Here is a 16,252-nt window from a genome sequence, read left to right as displayed (position 1 = left end):
TCACCCGGACCGGGTGGCCGGCGTCAGGTCGTCTCCGGTTCCAGGGCCCGCTCCCAGAGCACCGTGCCGGTGCCGTCGTGCAGGGTGACGGTGAGGACGCCGTCGGCGGCGATCGCGAGCTGGCCGAAGTACTGGTTCTGCGGGCGCGGGGTGATGTCGAGGCGGGTCGAGGTCTCGCCGCGCGAGAAGACCACCTCGGGGCCGAAGGTGCCGTCGAGCAGGTCGTCCTTGGTGCGGAAGGGCGAGGCGGCCAGCGGGCCCGACACGAACTCCCAGAAGGGGTCGAAGTCGGTGAAGGCGGCCCGCTCGGGGCTGTAGTGGTGGGCGGCGGTGTAGTGCACGTCGGTGGTCACCCACACCACGTTGCGGACGCCGTGCCGCTTGATCGCGCTGAGCACGCGGGCGATCTCCGGCTCGCGGCCGATCGGGCGGCCGTCGTCCCCGTTGGCCGGGCCGTCGAGGTCGGTGACCCGGTTCGACGGCGTGGAGATCGGCTGGTCGGCCGAGATCAGCTTCCAGGTTGCCGTCGAACGCCGCAGCCCCTCGACGAGCCATTCCTCCTGGCGGCGCCCGAGGATGCCGCGGTCGAAGGCCGTGCGCGGGTCGTTGCCGCTGTTCGCGCCGCGCCAGCTGCGCATGTCGAGGCAGAAGACGTCGAGGTGCTGCCCGCGCGGCACCCGTCGGTAGATCCGCCGGGGCGCGAAGCCGTCGCCGCCACGGGGCACGAGCCGGCGCACCGGCACCGGCTGGTACTCCTGCCAGGCCCGTCGTCCGCGCGTGGCGAGCACGTCGACGCGTCGCTCGGTGTACTGGTCGTCGTCGAGGATCTCGCCGGGGTACCAGTTGTTGGCGGTCTCGTGGTCGTCCCACTGCACCACCGAGGGGACGACGGCGTGGAAGGCGCGCACGTTGTCGTCGTGCAGCGAGTAGCGGTGGCGGCCGCGGAACTCGGCCAGGGTCTCGGCGACCTTCATGACCTCCGGTGTCACCTCGTTGACCCAGGTGGAGCCGTCGTCGGTCACCACACTGGCGGCGATCGGCTGGTCGGCGTAGACGGTGTCGCCGTTGTGCACGAAGAGGTCGGGGCGCAGCGCGGTGATGGCCGCGAAGGTGGTCATCCCGCCGCGGGAGCGGTCGATGCCCCAGCCCTGCCCGTTGACGTCGCCCGACCACACGACCCGTTGCGGCGCGGCGTGCAGGGGTGCGGTCGAGAACTCCAGGCGGGCACCGGCGGTGCGGCGTCCGTGGCCGTGGTCGAACCACATCCGCGCCACGTAGTCGCGGCCGGGCCGCAGGTCGGTGACGTGCACACGGGCGGTCAGGTCGACCCGCTCGTCGGCGACCGGGCCGCGGATGCGGCGTCGCCGTCCGCCCGACTCGAGGTCGACCATGAGCCGGCCGGGACGACGGGCGCGGGCCCACAGCACGGCCGAGTCGGTGGTCACCTCACCCGAGCGGACCGCCGTGACCGGGTCGTCGAGCCGCAGCAGCGCGGGGGCCGGCCGCGGCGCGAGCATCGGGACGGCGACGACCGCGAGACCGCCGACGAGACCGGCGCGGCGGCTGATGCGCGCATCGTCGACCGGGCGCAGGTCGGGAGCGGGGCGGGGCGGACGGAGATCGTTCCAGGACTCCACGTTCCGTCACGCTCGCCAGCGGCGACGACCGGGGACCGACCTCCCACGGTCCGGCAGGTGACGACCTGCTCAACTCCCGGTGGTCACCAGCGGCCGGGCTCGAGGGTCGATCGCGACGGCGGCAGCGCGTTGTAGAGCCGCAGCGACGGACGCAGCCCCGGGCCACCGGGGTCGGGGTGGTAGCCGATGACGCTGACCGAGGCCGGGGTGAGCTCCATGCGGAACACGGCGGCCAGCGGGGCGTCGAGCGCGTCGGCGACCAGCGTCTTGATGGGGGTGACGTGGCTGACCACGACGACCGTGCGGCCGGCGTGCGCCGCCAGCACGCGTTCGAGGCCGGCCTGCACGCGCGCCTCGACGTCGCGGAACGATTCGCCCCCGGGCGGCGGGACGTCGAGGGAGCCGAGCCAGGCGGTGAGCCCGGCCTGGTCGCGCTCGGCGACCTCGGAGAACGTGAGGCCGTCCCAGTCGCCGAACTCCATCTCGGCGAAGCCGGGCTCCTCCTCGACCTCCAGCCCGAACGCCGCGGCCACGATGTCGGCGGACTCCCGGGTGCGGCGCACCGGCGAGGCGACCACCGCACCGACGTCCTCCCTCAGGCCGGTGAGCCACGTGGCGGCGGCGGTGATCTGCTCGCGACCCTCCTCGCTCAACGGCGGGTTGTCGCCGCCGAGTCCGCCGGAGAACCGCTTCGCGGAGGTGTGCACGGTGACGCCGTGCCGCAGCAGGATCAGCGTGGTGGCGGCACCGGACGCCGCCGACCAGCCGCGGGCGGGCGCCTGGGGTGCGGTCTCCTCCACCTCCTCGATGAGGGAGTCGGAGGTCGTCGTCTCGGTGCCGTCGAGGGCGAGGTTGGCCAGCCGGTCGGCCGCACTGTTCTGCTCGCGCGGGATCCAGGTGAAGGACACCTCGTCGGGCAGCAGCGCCCGCGCCTGCTCGGCCAGCACCTGCATCTCCGGGTGCTTGATGCGCCAGCGCCCGCTCATCTGCTCGACGACGAGCTGGGAGTCCATGCGCACCTCGACGGCGGCACCGGGCGCGTGCTCGGCGGCGAGGCGCAGCCCGGCGAGCAACCCGGAGTACTCGGCCACGTTGTTGGTCGCGACGCCCAGCGTGCGGCCCTCCTCGGCCAGCACCGCTCCGGTCTCGGCGTCGGTCAGCACCGCGCCGTAGGCGGCGGGTCCGGGGTTGCCGCGCGACCCGCCGTCCGCGTGGACGACGACCCGGCGCGGGCTCACAGGCCGGATTCCGGGGTCCGCACGAGGATGCGCGAGCACTCCTCGCAGCGCAGCACGGTGTCGACCGGGGTCGCGCGGATGGAGGCCAGCTCAGCGGGGTCGATGGTGATCTGGCAGCCCGTGCACCGGCGCTGGTGCAGCGCCGCGGCGCCGATGCCGCCCTTGCTGGCCCGCAGCTTCTCGTAGAGCGCGGCGAGGTCGTCGGGCAGGGCGCCGGCGAACGGCGCCCGCTGCGCCTCGAGGTCGGCCAGCTTGCCGTCGATCTCGGCGAAGGTCGCATCCCGCTCGGCAGCGAGGGCCGCGAGCCGCTCGTCGGCGGCCGCGACCTGGCCGGCGAGGGAGTCGAGCACGGCCTGCGCCTGCTCGAGGGCCTCCATGATCTCCAGCTCGTCGTCCTCGAGGCTGGCGATGCGGCGGTCGAGGGAGACGAGCTCCTGGCTCATCCGCTCCAGCGCCTTGGGGTCGCTGATCTGGCCGGTGTCCATGCGGGTGCGGTCGCGGTCGCGTCGGGCCTTGGCCTGTTCGACGTCGGCATCGACCTTGGCCTGCTCGGCGGTGAGGTCGTCGACGACGATGCGCTGGTCGCGGGCCTGGTCGTCGAGGGCGGTGCGGTGCCGGGTCAGCTCGGCGATCTCGGCGAGCTGCGGCACGGTGCGGCGCTGGTGGCGCAGCTGGTCGGCCAGGGTGTCGAGGTCCTGCAGTTCGAGCAGTTCGAGCTGGACGGACGGATCGGCTTTCACCGGCGGGCTCCTCTACACACGGACGGTCCACGGGTCGGTGCACAGCGTGCTGACCCGGGTGCTCAACCTAGCGCCGTCCCCGGCGTCGGCGTACGCCGCCTCGACCCGTGCGGCCACGACCGGCAGCCAGGTCCACTCGGCGGCCCAGTGGGCGACGTCGACGAGGGCCGGGCCCCCGCGCTCGAGGAACTCCCCCGCCGGGTGATGGCGCAGATCGCTGGTCAGGTAGACGTCGGCGTCGGTGCGGGCGACGGTCTCGAGCAGGAAGTCGCCGGCCCCGCCGCACAGCGCGACCCGCCGCACGACGCGGTCGGGGTCGCCCGCGGCCCGGACGCCGTGCGCGGTGGGCGGCAGCGCCGCGGCGACGTGCTCGGCGAAGGCGCGCAGCGTGGTCGGTTCGATGTCGCCGATCCGGCCGGTGCCGGTGGCGGCCAGACCGGCGTCGGCGAGCTCGACGACGTCGAAGGCGGGCTCCTCGTAGGGGTGCGCGGCGAGCATCGCCCGCAGGACGCCGGCCCGGCGGGCACGGGGCAGCACGACCTCGATGCGCTGCTCGGCCACGACCTCCAGCTCGCCGACGGTGCCGATGGCCGGGTGGGCGCCCTCGAGCGGCCGGAAGCGTCCCTCACCGGGGCTGCTGAAGGACGCCGCCTCGTAGTCGCCGATGCGCCCCGCACCGGCCTCGGCGAGCGCGGTGCGCAGCCGGTCGGCGTCGTCCTGGGGCACGTAGACGGTGAGCTTGTCGAGTGCCGGCCCCGGTGCGGGCAGGATCGGTTGCGGATCGCGCAGGCCGAGCGCGAGGGCGAGCGACTCCGACACGCCGCCGACCGCCTGGTCGGCGTTGGTGTGCGCGGTCAGCAGCGCGCAGCCCGCGCGCATCAGGGTGGTGAGGGTGCGCCCCTTCGGGGTCTCAGTCGTGAAGCCATGGACGCCCTTGAGGAAGAGCGGGTGGTGGACGACGAGCAGATCGGCGCCCCACGCGGCCGCCTCCTGCGCCACCTCGAGGGTCGCGTCGACGGCGAACAGCACCCGGCTCACCGGCTGCTCGGGATCGCCGCTGACCAGACCCACCCTGTCCCAGGTGTCGGCGGTGGCCGGCGGGTACCAGCCGTGGAGCAGGTCGACGACGTCACGCAGGCTCGGCACGCGCCGATCCTAGGGCGCACCGGTGGATGCAGGCTCAGTTGACCTGGCGGTCGAAGCCCTCCCAGTACGGCGCCCGCAGCTTGAACTTCTGGAGCTTGCCGGTGGCGGTGCGGGCGAGCTCGGTGCGGAACTCCACCGAGGTGGGCGCCTTGTAGCCGGCGGCCTTCTGCTTGCACCAGGCGATCAGCTCGGCCTCGGTGACCTCGGCACCCTCGGCCAGCACGACCAACGCCTTGATGGTCTCGCCCCACTTCTCGCTGGGCACGCCGATGACGGCGACCTCGGCGACGGCCGGGTGGGAGAAGAGGACGTCCTCGACCTCGATCGAGGAGACGTTCTCGCCGCCGGTGATGATGACGTCCTTCTTGCGGTCGCTGATCGTCAGGTAGCCGTCGTCGCCGATCACGCCGCCGTCGCCGGTGTGGAACCAGCCGCCGTCGAGCGCCCGCGCGGTCTCCTCGGGCTGCTCCCAGTAGCCCTCCAGGACGACGTTGGAGCGGGCGAGCACCTCGCCGGCGTTGTCCTCGGAGTCGTCGATGCGCAGCGTGACGCCGAGCGCGGGCGCCCCGGCCCGGGTCAGCAGCGCCGCGCGGTCGAGTGCCGAGAGGTGGTCCCACTCCTGCCGACCGCGGTTGATCGTGAGCAGCGGGGAGGTCTCGGTGAGGCCGTAGATCTGGATGAACTCCCAGCCGAGCTCCTCCTCGACCCGCGCGACGGTCTTCGTCGGCGGCGGGGCGCCGGCCATGATGATGCGGACCTTGTCGCGGCCGGGGATCTCGCCCTCCCAGTCGCGGGCGGCCTCGAGGATGGAGGCGGCGACCGCGGGAGCCGCGCACATGATCGTCACGCCGTGGTCGCGCACCCGGCGCAGGATCTCGGCGCCGTCGATCTTGCGGATGACGACCTGCTTGATGCCGAGCCCGGTGGTGGCGAACGGCATGCCCCAGCCGTTGGCGTGGAACATCGGCAGCGTGTGGAGGTAGACGTCGCGGTCGCTCAGCGTGGTGTGCATGGCGAAGGTGACCGCGTTGGTCCAGATGTTGCGGTGGGTGATCTGCACGCCCTTGGGGCGCGCGGTCGTGCCACTGGTGTAGTTGATGCAGGCCGTGGCCGACTCGTCGTGCTCCCACGGCACGGGGACGGCGCCCTCGGGCGCGTACAGCTCGGCGTCGTCCTCGCCGATGATCACCTTGAACTCCGCCTTCACCTCGGCCAGCTCGTCGGCCAGCTCGGGGTCGATCACGAGCATCCGGGCGCCGGAGTGCTGGACGATGTACTCGACCTCGTCGGGGCGCAGCCGGAAGTTCACCGGCACCAGCACCCGGCCGTGACCGGCGACGCCGAAGAACGCCGTCAGCAGCCGCGCGCTGTTGTGGCTCACGAACGCCACGCGGTCGCCGAACCCGATGCCGAGCTCGTCGAGTCGCGCCGCCTGCCGCGCCGCCAGCCGGCCGATCTCGGCGTAGGTGAGCTCCCCGCCCCCGAGCGGCGAGGCGGGCTGCAGCGGCTCGTCGACGACGCCGACCCGGTCGCCGTAGACGCCGACCGCACGGTCGAGGAAGTCGGTGACGCTGAACGGGACGAACATGGGTCCTCCTGGCGGGAGCGCGGGCGGGCATCGCTGCCTGTGACGCTCACCACCTTAGGACGCCGTCCCATCCGCGCCGCCGCGTCGGCCCGGTCGCGCGCCGAGCGGCGATCATCGTGCGCCGAGCGGTCGGTGAGAGCGCGGTGAGTGCGCGATGAGAGTCCTCTCATGGCCGGCCACGGGCCCGCGACCTGCGTCACCATGAGTCCACCATGAAGCGCTACCTGCCGGGCCTCGCCATGCTGGCCCTCGCCCTTCCGCTCGCCGGCTACGTCGCCGGCGTGGTGACCAGCGCGGGTGCCGACCAGCAGCCGTCGCGATCGCCGATCGTGCTGACCGACCGGCCCAGCCCCAGCGAGGACGGCTCGCCGTCCCCGACGCCGCAGGACCCCCGCCCCACCCGGACGACATCGCCGGACGGGCCGGAGGACGGCCCATCCGCCGGGTCCGGGGACGACGCGCCCGGCGCTGAGAGCTCGCGATCGGTGGCGGTCGACGTCAGCCCGGGTGTCGACGACCTCTCCGACGACGGGGCCGGGGACGACCACGGGGACGACCACGGCGGCTCCGGGAGCAACGGCGGCAACGGCGGCAACGCCGGCAACGGCGGCGGATCCTCCGGCAACGGCGGCGGCTCGCACGGCTCGCACGGCCACGACGACGGCAAGGGCGGCGATGACGACGGAACGGGCGGCGGCAAGGGCGGCGGCAAGGGCGGCGACGACTCCGACGACGATCAGCAGTCCGGATCCGGCGGGAACGGGCAGACTGGGGACGACGACGGCGACGATCGAGGAGGTGACGACGACGGCTCCGAGGATCGGCGACCGGTCGTGGTCGCCCAGCGCATCGCACCCGACGGCGGCGCGGCCCGCACCCTCGCTCGCCTCTGAGCACCCGGCGGTGCACCTGAACCCGGCGCGCGGGCGTCGGCGTCCGGTCTTCTCGGTCCGCACCCGCATCACCGCGGTGGTCGCCCTGCTGGTCTCGGTCGCGCTGGCCCTGGCCGGCCTCATCGTCTACGTCGTCGAGCAGAACCGCATCGACGAGCAGACCGATCAGCGCATCGAGCAGGAGTTCGCCGAACTGCGCAAGCTCGAGGAGTCCCGCTCGTGGGACACCGTCGGCGCCCTGCTCGACCGCTACTTGACCAGCCACGTGCCCGACGCCGACGAGGTGCTGGTCACCTGGTACGACGGCGGCCCGCGCTTCGCCTCCCCCGAGGGCACCTCCGACTTCGCCAACTCCGCGCTGTTCGCCCGCACCGTCGAGCCCCTGCTGGCGACGAGCGGCACCGCCACCGTCCAGGTGCCGGAGTACGGGCTCGCGCGCTTCTCGGTGCAGTCGGTGGCCGGTGGCCCCCAGGCGCCCGACCAGAGCGGCGCCCTGGTGATCGTCACCTGGCTCGAACGCGGCCGCGACGGCCTGCACGAGACGATGCGCACCTACGCGATCGTCGCCGCCCTCTCGCTGCTGCTGGTCAGCGGCCTCGCGGGCGCGGTGGCCGGCCGACTGCTGGCACCGCTGCGCGACCTGCGCACGGCCGCGGAGGAGATCTCCGGCAGCGACCTCTCACGACGCGTGCCGACCCGCGGCAACGACGACATCACGGCTCTGACCGACACCGTCAACGGCATGCTGGCCCGGCTCGAGGAGGCCTTCGCCGGCCAGCGGCGCTTCCTCGACGACGCCGGCCACGAGCTGAAGACGCCCCTCACCGTGCTACGCGGCCATCTGGAGCTGCTCGACGCCGGCGATCCCGCCGAGGTGGCCGAGACCCGCGACCTGCTGCTCGACGAGGTCGACCGCATGGCCCGGCTCGTGGGCGAGATGATCCTGCTGGCCAAGTCCGACCGTCCCGACTTCCTGGCCCCGACGACCGTCGACGTCGGCGCCCTCACCGAGGGGCTTCTGGCCAAGGCGCGGGCGATGGCCGACCGCACGTGGACCCTCGACGGCACCGCCGAGGTCGACGCCGTGCTCGACGACCAGCGCATCACCCAGGCGGTGCTCCAACTGGCCGACAACGCCGTCAAGCACACCGCGGTCGGCGACGTCGTGGGCGTCGGCTCGGCCCTCGAGGACGGCGTCCTGCGCTGGTGGGTGCGCGACACCGGACCCGGCATCGACCCGGCCCACCGCGACCTCGTGCTGGAGCGGTTCGGGCGCAGCGCGGTGTCCGCCGACGACGAGGGCTTCGGCCTCGGGCTCTCGATCGTCCGCGCGATCGCCGAGGCGCACGGCGGCGAGGTCGCGATCGAGGACGTCGTACCCCACGGTGCGCGGGTGGAGCTGCGTCTGCCCTACCGTGTGCCGGACACCCCCGATGCCGAGGAGGTCGCATGGCCCGCATCCTGATCGTCGAGGACGAGAGCAGGATCTCCTCGTTCCTGGCCAAGGGGCTGCGCGCCGACGGTCACCAGACCACCGTTGTGAGCGACGGTCGGCAGGGGCTCGACGAGGCGCTCTCGGGCGGCCACGACCTCATGGTGCTCGACATCGGGCTGCCGACGATGGACGGCTTCTCAGTGCTCGAGGAGCTGCGCAGCAGCGGGTCGCGGATGCCGGTCATCGTGCTCACGGCCCGCGACTCGGTCACCGACACGGTCTCGGCCCTCGACGGCGGCGCCGACGACTACATGGCCAAGCCCTTCCGTTTCGCCGAGCTCCAGGCACGCATCCGCCTGCGGCTGCGCATGGCCGAGGCGACCGGCGAACCGGCGGCCGACCACCTCGCGGTGGGTCGTGTGCGCCTCGACCTGCGCACCCGGCGGGCCACGGTGGGCGACCAGGCGGTCGACCTGTCGGCACGCGAGTTCGCGCTCGCCGAGATGCTCATGCAGAACGCCGGCAACGTGCTCTCCCGCGAGCAGCTGCTCGACCGGGTGTGGGGCTTCGACTTCGACCCGGGCTCGAACGTGGTCGACGTCTACATCGGCTACCTGCGCCGCAAGCTGGGCACCACCGCCATCTCGACGGTGCGCGGCATGGGCTACCGCTTCGAGGGCTGAGCCCGCTCCCCCGCAGACACGTCGAGGCCGGTGCCACCCCGAGAGGTGGCACCGGCCTCGTGTCGTCGCGGTGCCGGAGGCGCGGGACCTCAGTCGTCGTCGCCGCCGTGGTCGCCGCCCCAGCCACCGTGCTCGCCGTCGTCGTCGCCCTCGTCGTCACCCTGGCCCTGGCCGGGACCGCCGGGGCCCTGCGAGGCGTGGTCGCCGTCGTCGTCGCCCTCGTCGTCGCCCTCGTCGTCGCCGCCCTGGCCCTGGTGGCCGTGGTCCTCTCCCACGTGACCGTGCTCGAGGCCCTCGTCGGAGGCGTGCTCGGCGCCCTGGGAGCCGTGGTGGTCCTCGCCCGGGCCGTCGTCGTCGCCGGGCTCGTCGGTCGGCTCGGTGGTGGGGTCGTCGCCGGGCTCGGTGACCGGCTCGGTCGCGTCGTCGTCGCCCGGCTCGGTGGTCGGCTCGGTGGTCGGGTCGTCGCTCGGACCGTCGGCGGGCGTGCCGTGCTCGGCGCGATGCGCGGCGAGCCGGGCCTCGCGCAGGGCGGCCCGGAGCTCGCGCAGCTGCGCGTTCTGGTCGGCGATCGAGTGCCCCCGACCGTGCTGCGACGTGGTGGCCGAGGTCGGCGTGGTCGCCGCGTTGTCGGCCTGGGCGCCGGGGACGGCGACCGCCGCGAGGGCGGCGACGGCGAGTCCGGCGATGCCGCTGCCGGCGATGAGGGACGTGCGCTTGGTGACCATCGGGTCTCCTCCAGATCAGGTCGTGGCTGTTGCCGTGATGGGAGGAATCTGTCGGTTCGCCATGAGGTGACCATGAAGGGCACGTGAGGGAGCTCTCACGCGAGCCCCTCCACGATCAGCAGCACACCGAAGATCGCGAAGAGCACGGCGGCACCGATGGTGATGACGCGCTCGGGGAGCCGCTTGCCCAGCACGGCGCCGACGCCGATGGCGAGGGCGTCGGCGGCGACCATGCCGAGCGTGCTGCCGATCCAGGTGCCGAACCAGCCCTCCTGGGTGGCGAGCGTGATCGTGGCGAGCATGGTCTTGTCGCCGAGTTCGGCGAGGAAGAAGGCGAGGCCGACCGCGACGAGGGCCGCTCCCTGGCTGCGGCGGGCCTTGTCGGCCTCCTCCTCGGTCAGTTCGTCGCCCCGCAGGGTCCAGGCGGCGAAGCCGAGGAAGGCCAGGCCGGCGACCACGGCGATGGCGCCCTGGTAGTCGGCGAACGCCTCGCCGATGAGCGCACCGATGGCCACCGAGGCGAGGTGCACGACGGCGGTGGCGACGGTGATGCCGATGAGGACGTCGCGTGCCCGGTAGCGGGCCGCGAAGGTCATCGCCATCAGCTGGGACTTGTCGCCGAGCTCGGCGACGAAGATGACGGCGGTGCTGAGCAGGAAGGCTTCCATGGGTGGGTCTCCTCGGCCGCGGCCGAGGTGACGCGCCCGGGGACGGCCTCTCGACCAGGGCCCGTCAAGGGGTCGCACGGATGCGACCACGGGATCAACTGGTCGAAAGTCTCGTCCGCCCCGTCGCCGGGGCCTGCCGGGCCGGACCCGCCCGTGGTGCGGCGGGTCAGTATGTCGACACGGCTGTTGGGGACTACTCCCTTTCGTCTCCGACCCTAACCCATCCCCGGACGTGAACCGCCCCCGCCCCCGGGGCACGGGAGGCGGGGGCGGTTCGTCCGGGTGCGACGAGCACCTGGACCGCGCCGACTCAGGCGGGCCAGGTCTCGGTGGTCACCTGCCCGCCGCGCACCTGCACGGTCAGGACGGCGTCCCGGGTGCCCTTGGGCATCAGGCGATAGCCACCCTCGCGCAGCTCGGGGAAGACCAGGGACGGCACGGGCCCGGCGCCGGTGGGACGCCGGACGACGGCCACGTGCTCGAGGTGCCCGTGCCCGTGGTCGTGCCCGTGGTCGTGCCCGTGGTCGTGCCCGTGGTCGTGCCCGTGGTCGTGCCCGTGGTCGTGCCCGTGGTCGTGGTGGTGGTCGTGGCCGTCGAGCGGCTCGATCTCCACCTCGGTGCCGACGAGGTGCTCGGGCATGGCCACGATCAACGCGCCGACGTCGCCGCCGATGTCGAGCAGCACCATGCCCTGCCCGGCCCAGCTGTTGTCCTCGGCGGTCATGGCCGCGCTCACGAGACCGACGTGGTGCCCGGCGTGGTCTGGTACCCGCCGCCGGGGTGGCCGAGGAACGGGAAGGTGTCGAGCAGCGGCGAGTTGGTGTAGCTCGTGCCGTCCTGCACCGCCGCGGCCGCATCGTCGGGCGTGTAGTTCGGGTCGACGAGCGGGATGGTGAGACCCGCCACCGCCCGCACCTCGATGGTCACCACGTCGTCGACGAGCCGGCGTCCGTTGGGGAATCCGGCGGCGTCGCCGCCGACCAGACCGAGCGGCTTCTCGGTGCCGGGCGTGGCGGGCGGGATCGCGACGTTGAGGCGCAGCATGTCGGCCTTGACCGCTCCGGTGTAGTTGGCGAACCCGGGGACGACGCCCTTGGGGATGCCGGTCAGCAGGATGGCGTCGAGGTCGGCGCGCGGCTTGGTGTAGGCCGCCAGCTTCGGGAACACGTCCGGGTAGAGCACGGGCAGCAGGCCCTGGAGCTCGGGCTTGTCGACGTACTTCGCGTACTTCGCATCGCCGCTCGGCTCCGAGGCGTTCCACTTGTCCTTCTTGGCCATCGGGATGAGGACCTCGTTGACGAGCGGGTTGCCGAGGCGGGAGACCTGCTTCCAGGGGCCGTGACCGACGTAGGTGCCGGTCTTCTCGTCGTACATGCGCGAGGCGCGGCGGCTCGCGGTCGCCCAGACGCCGATGGTCGACTTGGGAGCCTCGGGGTTGGAGGGCACCGAGCCGTCGCGGGTGAGCTCGTCGATGGAGACCTGCAGCGCGATGGTGTGCACGTTGTAGGACTGCACGGAGTTGATGCCGTCCATCGTCGCCAACGGGATGAGGTGCGCCTGGTTGAAGGGGCGCAGCGCACCGAGGTCGAAGATCGAGCCGAGGTCGACCCAGAAGGCGTCGGCGCGCTGGCCGGCGAAGACCTTGCGACCGCGCGGCAGCTTGTGCACGGCCTGGGCGGCGAGCTTCGGGTAGTCGGGCGTGCTGCGCGGGCCGACGTTGACCGGCGGGCAGGGCAGGTTGCGCTTGATGACCTGCTTCTTGCCGTCCTTGACGCGGGTCACGCTGTAGAACTGCGGCCGGTTCCAGGCCTCGCTGGCGATGTCGTCGATCGGCCCCGTGTTGTAGAGGAAGGTGTTGGGGTTGCGCACCTCGGTGGTGAAGCGGAACTGGTAGCTGATGTCGGCCTCGGAGGTGCCGCGGTTGGAGACGTGGATCTCGTAGAGCACGTCATCGCCGAACTCGAAGAAGTTCGGGCCGCTGTCGGGCTTCTGCAGCGGGATGAAGTTGGCGATCAGCACGACCTTGCCCGGGTCCTCCGGGCTGACGAACGCGTAGACGTCGGTGCTGTCGGCGACGGGGTCCTTGGAGATCTCCGGGGCTTCGCGGTGGGACGACATCTCACTGGCCTCCTGCGGCGTTGAGGATGCGGGTGACGAGGTCGCGGTCGCGGATGACGACCTCGCGCTCGCCGACCAGCAGTCGGAGTCGGTCGGAGGCGTGGTCCTCGATGTAGGCGACGACGGCCTCACGGGCGCGTCCGGGTCGGGGGGTCGCGGCCGAGGCGCTGCCGCCTCCGGCGAGGGTGACCGCGCCGGCGGCCGCACCGGCGCCGGTCATCGCGATCAGGGTTCTCCTGCTGGTCTCGCTCATGGTCCTGCCCTTCTGGGAGTCCGCGCATGTGCGCCGGGTCACAGAGAGTTCGGAGACGTGACCGGACCGGATGGGGGCATCGGGGCACGAATACCGCGAGGAGTGCGATGGGTGCGCAGTGAGGGGATCGAACCCCCGACCAGCCGGGTGTAAGCCGACCGCTCTACCGCTGAGCTAACTGCGCGAGGCCCCGACACCCTAGCGGGGTCGGGCCGGGCACGAAAAAGCCGAGCCGCTGGCGTCTCGGGTCACCAGCGGCTCGGCATGAAGAACAGTACAGGGCGCCACCATCGAGGTCGTCCGATTCGGCGAGATTTTGCTTTGGGATCCGTCGTCGCGGGCGTCCGGGACGACGGGGAACGCTCGCGAACCCCGGCCCTGGGTCAGGCCAGGGCGGCGAGCTGGCGCAGGTGCTCGTCGAGGTCGCGCCCCTCGGGCATCGCGTTGTGCACGGCCCACCGCAACAGGCCGTCCTTGTCGACGATGTAGGAGGAACGGCGCGGAGCTCCGGTGCGCTCGTCGAAGACGTCGTAGGCGCGGCTCACCTCGCCGTGCGGCCAGAAGTCGGAGAGCAGCGGGAAGTTGAGGCCGTCGGCGTCGGCGAAGGCCCGCAGCGCGAACATCGGGTCGCAGGAGATCGCGAGCACCTCGGTGTCGAAGGTGACGAACTCGTCGAGGCGCTGCCGGATGCCGGCCATCTCTCCGGTGCAGACACCGGAGAAGGCGTAGGGGTAGAAGAGGATCGCCACCGCCTTGCGGCCGCGGAAGGACGACAGCGTGACGTCCTGGCCGAACTGGTCGCGCAAGGTGAAGTCGGGGGCGGGGTCGCCGAGCAGGAGACCCCGCTCGGCCTCAGTCACGGTGGGACAGCTCCCGCTTGAGCACCTTGCCGGTGGCGTTGCGCGGCAGTTCGTCGAGGAAGACGATCTCGCGCGGCACCTTGTAGCGGGCGAGGTTGTCCTTCACCCACGTCTTCAGGTCGTCCTCTCCCACGCTCTCGCCCTCACGGACGACGACGAAGGCGCGCAGCCGCTTGCCGAAGTCGGGGTCGTCGACGCCGATGGCGGCGACGTCGGCCACGGCGTCGTGGCGGGCAAGGCAGTCCTCGACCTCCTTGGGGAAGACGTTCTCGCCCCCGGAGACGATCATCTCGTCGTCGCGACCCTCGACGTAGAGGCGGCCGTCGTGGCCGAACCGGCCGACGTCGCCGGTCGACATCAGGCCGGCGATGATCTCCTTGCCGCCGCCGCCGATGTAGCCGTCGAAGAGCAGGCCGTTGCCGACGAAGATCCGGCCGGCCTCGCCCTGCGGGACCTCGCGGCCCTGCTCGTCGAGGATGCGCACCACGGTGTCGTAGGGCGGGTGGCCGGCGGTCGTGGGCGCCTCGCGCAGGTCGGCCGGGCCGGCGATCGCGGCGTAGGCGACCTCGGTGGAGCCGTAGGTGGAGTAGAGGTTGTCGCCGAACTGGTCCATCCAGGTCAGCGCGAGGTCGCCCGGCAGCGCCGAACCGGAGGAGGCCACGACCTCCAGACCCGGGAGCGGGTAGGAGTCGAGGGTCTCCTGCGGCAGCGCGAGGATGCGCTGGAGGAAGACCGGGATCACCACGAAGGAGGAGCACTCCTCGTCGCGCAGCACCTGGAGGGCGCCCTCGGGGTCGAAGCGGCGCCGCAGCACGATCGTCGAGCCGAGCAGCATCGACAGCGCGAGGTGGCCGAAGCCCCAGGTGTGGAACAGCGGCGCGGCGATGTGGGTGCGCCAGCCGTACTTCAGCGGCAGACCGGAGAGCAGGGCGACCGCGGCGCTCACGCCGGCCTCGCCACGAGGAGCGCCCTTGGGCGTGCCGGTGGTGCCGGAGGTGAGGATGACGATGCGCGCGTGGCGTCGCGGCGGCGTCCGGTCGGCGCTGGAGCCGCTCGCGATGAACTGCTCGAGGGTCGGCAGGCTCGGCTCGGCGGAGTCGGTCCAGGCCAGCACGCGGTGGGGCACGTCGGCGCCCTCGAGCAGACCCTGGAACTCCTCGTCGAGGATGACGACCGCGGGCTTGTCGCGGGCCAGCACCTCGCGCAGCTGGGGACCGGCGAAGGCGGTGTTGAGCATCAGCACGTCGGCGCCGAGCTTGGAGGCGCCGTTGACGGCGTCGAGGAAGCCGCGGTGGTTGCGGCACATGACAGCGACGCCGTCGCCCTCGCGGACGCCGAGGGCGGCGAGCCGGTCGGCGACGGCGTTCGAGCGCCGCTGGAGCTCGCCGAAGGTGAGGCCGCCGAGCTCGTCGATGAGCCCGACCCGGTCGGGCTCGCGCAGGGCCAGGGAGGCGAAACCGCCGGCGACGCCGGGGCCCCAGTCCTTGAGGGTCTTGCCGAGCCGAGCGAGGGTCAGCGGGCTGTAGTAGCGGATGATCCCGGCCTGGGAGAGGACCTTGGCGCTGGTCCCCGCGTCGCGGACCCCGTTCAGCAGCTTCTCGAGCACGGAGGGACTCTAGCCGGGTTCAGCCTGAATGCTCAGCCGCGGGACTTGGGAGCGACCAGCTTGGTGGCCGACCAGTCCTTGCTCACCGCGGCGGTGGTGGTCTGGGAGAGGCCCGCGATGGGCGCGGCCTCGGCGATGTCGGCCGGGTCGACCGCCCCGGGACGTCCGACCTTCGGGGTGAGCAACCAGATGGAGCCGCCGCCGACGAGATCGGTCAGGGAGTCGACCAGGCCGTCGACGAGGTCGCCGTCGTCGTCACGCCACCACAGCAGGACGGCGTCGACCACGTTGCCGTAGTCGCCGTCGACCATGTCGGCGTCGATGGCGTCCTCGATGGCGATCCGCAGCTCGTCGTCGGTGTCGTTGTCCCACCCGAGCTCCTGGACCACCATGCCACTGGAGAGTCCCATCCGGGCCGCCGGTCCGGCGGCGGCCTCCTGGCCGGTCTGGGTGGACCCGCCACCCGCGGTCGCGCTCACGTATGCCTCCTGGTCGGTCTCCGAGTGTGGAGTAGTCCAGCGGAGATGACGGGCCGACGCAACCTCTTCGGGACGCTTGCCCCGCCGAGATACCGCTATCCGAGCGCCGCTGAACCGCTCACCGGACGATTCCCGGGCGTACTCGCGGGTAGATTCCTTGCCGCCATTTCGCGTGCCACGATG

At 72.6% G+C, this 16,252-nt stretch carries 16 protein-coding genes and 1 tRNA gene; 3 read left to right on the top strand and 14 right to left on the bottom strand.

Annotated features, from left to right (window positions below):
* Window positions 1-23 precede the first annotated feature (23 nt).
* The 5 genes from ABD671_RS06530 to ABD671_RS06510 all read right to left on the bottom strand — a co-directional run bounded on the left by ABD671_RS06530 (window position 24) and on the right by ABD671_RS06510 (window position 6,349).
* Window positions 24-1,637 (bottom strand): alkaline phosphatase D family protein, encoded by a 1,614-nt coding sequence (locus tag ABD671_RS06530; RefSeq protein WP_344732464.1) that lies wholly within the window; start codon window positions 1,635-1,637, stop codon window positions 24-26.
* Between the two features lie 83 nt (window positions 1,638-1,720).
* A complete protein-coding gene (locus tag ABD671_RS06525; RefSeq protein ID WP_344732463.1) occupies window positions 1,721-2,875 on the bottom strand; it encodes a bifunctional RNase H/acid phosphatase in 1,155 nt (384 codons plus the stop codon).
* A complete protein-coding gene (locus ABD671_RS06520; protein WP_344732462.1) occupies window positions 2,872-3,615 on the bottom strand; it encodes a zinc ribbon domain-containing protein in 744 nt (247 codons plus the stop codon). The genes ABD671_RS06525 and ABD671_RS06520 overlap by 4 nt, the downstream gene beginning before the upstream one ends.
* Window positions 3,616-3,627: 12 nt before the next feature.
* Complete coding sequence (locus ABD671_RS06515; protein ID WP_344732461.1) at window positions 3,628-4,761, bottom strand: Nif3-like dinuclear metal center hexameric protein; 1,134 nt, start codon at window positions 4,759-4,761, stop codon at window positions 3,628-3,630.
* Between the two features lie 34 nt (window positions 4,762-4,795).
* Window positions 4,796-6,349, bottom strand: a complete 1,554-nt coding sequence (locus ABD671_RS06510; protein ID WP_344732460.1) for an AMP-binding protein — start codon at window positions 6,347-6,349, stop codon at window positions 4,796-4,798.
* Window positions 6,350-6,561: 212 nt separating this feature from the next.
* On the opposite strand from ABD671_RS06510, the gene ABD671_RS06505 reads away from it, so the two are divergent.
* From ABD671_RS06505 to ABD671_RS06495, 3 genes are read left to right on the top strand one after another with little or no spacing between them, the layout of a single operon-like run.
* Entirely contained in the window at window positions 6,562-7,242 is a 681-nt protein-coding gene (locus ABD671_RS06505; protein WP_344732459.1) for a hypothetical protein, read from the top strand.
* A 10-nt stretch (window positions 7,243-7,252) separates the two neighbouring features.
* Window positions 7,253-8,707, top strand: a complete 1,455-nt coding sequence (locus ABD671_RS06500) for a sensor histidine kinase (protein ID WP_344732458.1) — start codon at window positions 7,253-7,255, stop codon at window positions 8,705-8,707.
* On the top strand, window positions 8,692-9,360 hold the full coding sequence (locus tag ABD671_RS06495) for a response regulator transcription factor (protein ID WP_344732457.1): 669 nt from the start codon (window positions 8,692-8,694) through the stop codon (window positions 9,358-9,360). Before ABD671_RS06500 ends, ABD671_RS06495 begins: the two co-directional genes overlap by 16 nt.
* Before the next feature lie 89 nt (window positions 9,361-9,449).
* Here ABD671_RS06495 and ABD671_RS06490 read toward each other — a convergent pair whose 3' ends face one another.
* The 9 genes from ABD671_RS06490 to ABD671_RS06450 form a co-directional block, all read right to left on the bottom strand.
* Window positions 9,450-10,085, bottom strand: a complete 636-nt coding sequence (locus ABD671_RS06490; protein WP_344732456.1) for a hypothetical protein — start codon at window positions 10,083-10,085, stop codon at window positions 9,450-9,452.
* A 95-nt stretch (window positions 10,086-10,180) separates the two neighbouring features.
* Window positions 10,181-10,753 (bottom strand): TMEM165/GDT1 family protein, encoded by a 573-nt coding sequence (locus ABD671_RS06485; RefSeq protein ID WP_344732455.1) that lies wholly within the window; start codon window positions 10,751-10,753, stop codon window positions 10,181-10,183.
* A 310-nt stretch (window positions 10,754-11,063) separates the two neighbouring features.
* Window positions 11,064-11,489, bottom strand: coding sequence for a hypothetical protein (locus ABD671_RS06480; RefSeq protein WP_344732454.1), 426 nt, complete (start codon window positions 11,487-11,489; stop codon window positions 11,064-11,066).
* Window positions 11,486-12,871: a DUF4331 domain-containing protein gene (locus tag ABD671_RS06475; RefSeq protein WP_344732453.1), complete on the bottom strand. Its 1,386-nt coding sequence runs from the start codon at window positions 12,869-12,871 to the stop codon at window positions 11,486-11,488. The genes ABD671_RS06480 and ABD671_RS06475 overlap by 4 nt, the downstream gene beginning before the upstream one ends.
* Window position 12,872: 1 nt before the next feature.
* On the bottom strand, window positions 12,873-13,124 hold the full coding sequence (locus ABD671_RS06470) for a hypothetical protein (RefSeq protein WP_344732452.1): 252 nt from the start codon (window positions 13,122-13,124) through the stop codon (window positions 12,873-12,875).
* Window positions 13,125-13,236: 112 nt separating this feature from the next.
* A tRNA-Val gene (locus ABD671_RS06465) sits at window positions 13,237-13,308 on the bottom strand.
* A 199-nt stretch (window positions 13,309-13,507) separates the two neighbouring features.
* Window positions 13,508-13,984, bottom strand: coding sequence for a peroxiredoxin (locus ABD671_RS06460; protein WP_344732451.1), 477 nt, complete (start codon window positions 13,982-13,984; stop codon window positions 13,508-13,510).
* Window positions 13,977-15,590, bottom strand: coding sequence for an AMP-binding protein (locus tag ABD671_RS06455; protein ID WP_344732450.1), 1,614 nt, complete (start codon window positions 15,588-15,590; stop codon window positions 13,977-13,979). Before ABD671_RS06455 ends, ABD671_RS06460 begins: the two co-directional genes overlap by 8 nt.
* Before the next feature lie 32 nt (window positions 15,591-15,622).
* Entirely contained in the window at window positions 15,623-16,069 is a 447-nt protein-coding gene (locus tag ABD671_RS06450) for a DUF3052 domain-containing protein (protein WP_425574891.1), read from the bottom strand.
* Window positions 16,070-16,252: the final 183 nt, after the last annotated feature.

The sequence above is a fragment of the Nocardioides fonticola genome (assembly GCF_039536805.1).
Lineage (GTDB): Bacteria > Actinomycetota > Actinomycetes > Propionibacteriales > Nocardioidaceae > Nocardioides > Nocardioides fonticola.
The sequence above is the reverse complement of the archived record's forward strand: the minus strand, read 5'-3'. Positions and strand labels throughout refer to the sequence as shown.